General features: G+C 70.8%; 2 protein-coding genes. Both read left to right on the top strand.

All coding sequences use genetic code 11. The annotated features are described in order from the left end of the window. Positions 1 to 443: transketolase C-terminal domain-containing protein (locus AQJ67_RS34365; protein ID WP_279616912.1), on the top strand; the 443-nt coding region annotated here is incomplete at its 5' end. Between the two features lie 38 nt (positions 444 to 481). Continuing rightward, the coding region (locus tag AQJ67_RS34360) for a biotin/lipoyl-containing protein (RefSeq protein ID WP_208615094.1) at positions 482 to 1,285 on the top strand (804 nt) is incomplete at its 3' end.

The following is a 1,285-nucleotide window of genomic DNA, read 5'->3' as shown; positions in this document are numbered from 1 at the left end:
ACGAGCGCGGCACCGTGAACACCGGGGCGGCCGACCTGGCCCTGCACCGCGCGGCGGTGGTCAGACAGGGCACCGATCTGACGCTGGCCGGCTACGGCCCCACCGTCAGGACCTGTCTGGACGCCGCCGAGGAGGCCGAACGTGCGGGCCGCAGCCTAGAAGTGCTGGACCTGCGCTCCATCTCCCCGTTGGACTTCGACTCCGTCGAAGCCTCGCTACGGCGCACAGGCCGCCTGGTGGTCGTCCACGAGGCGCCGGTGTTCTTGGGGGCCGGAGCGGAGATCGCCGCCCGGATGACGGAGCGCTGCTTCCACCACCTGGAGGCCCCGGTCCTGCGCGTCGGCGGCTACCACATGCCGTATCCGCCCTCCCGGTTCGAGGAGGAGTACCTGCCGGACCTGGACCGCGTCCTGTACGCGGTCGACCGTGCCATGGCGTTCTGAGGCGTCTTGAGCCGTCCCGAGATGTTTTGAGGCGAGGAATCGTGACGACAACCGCGCAGCACATCCGCGAGTTCCGGCTGCCCGACGTGGGCGAGGGGCTCTTGGATGCCGAGATACTCCGTTGGTACGTCGAACCTGGTGACGCGGTAACGGACGGCCAGACCATCTGCGAGGTGGAAACCGCCAAAGCGGCCGTGGAACTGCCTGTCCCCTACGAGGGTGTGGTGCATGCCGTCCACGCACCGGAGGGCACCACCGTCCGCGTCGGCACCGTGATCATCTCGGTGGACACCGGCTCCGGCACGGGCACCGGACCAGGCGTTCCGGCGGCCCCCGTACCGCCGGAGCCGACCCGGCCGAAGGCGGAACCGGCGCCGAAGGGCAGACAACCAGTCCTGGTCGGCTACGGAGTCGTGGAGTCCGGTACCCGGCGCCGCCCGCTCCGAACGGCCCCGGCGCAGCCGAACGGGGGCGGCTCGGCCGCCGCCCCGTCCCGCGCGCCGGCCAAGCCGCCCGTGCGCAAGCTGGCCAAGGACCTGGGTGTGGACCTGGCGACGATCATCCCGTCCGGCCCGGACGGCATCATCACCCGCGAGGACGTTCAGGCCGCTGCCGCACAGCGGGCCCCTTCGGTGCCGGAGTCCGCTGTGTCGTACGACGACGCACGGGAAACTCGCGTTCCGGTGAAGGGCGTGCGCAAGGCGACGGCGGCGGCGATGGTCGGCTCGGCGTTCACGGCGCCGCATGTCACGGAGTTCGTGACGGTGGACGTGACGCGCACGATGAAGCTGGTCGAGGAGCTCAAGCGGGACAAGGAGTTCGCGGGCCTGCGCGTGAATCCT

Origin of the sequence: Streptomyces caeruleatus (assembly GCF_001514235.1) — a bacterium.
Classification (GTDB): Bacteria; Actinomycetota; Actinomycetes; order Streptomycetales; family Streptomycetaceae; genus Streptomyces; species Streptomyces caeruleatus.
The sequence above is the reverse complement of the archived record's forward strand: the minus strand, read 5'-3'. Positions and strand labels throughout refer to the sequence as shown.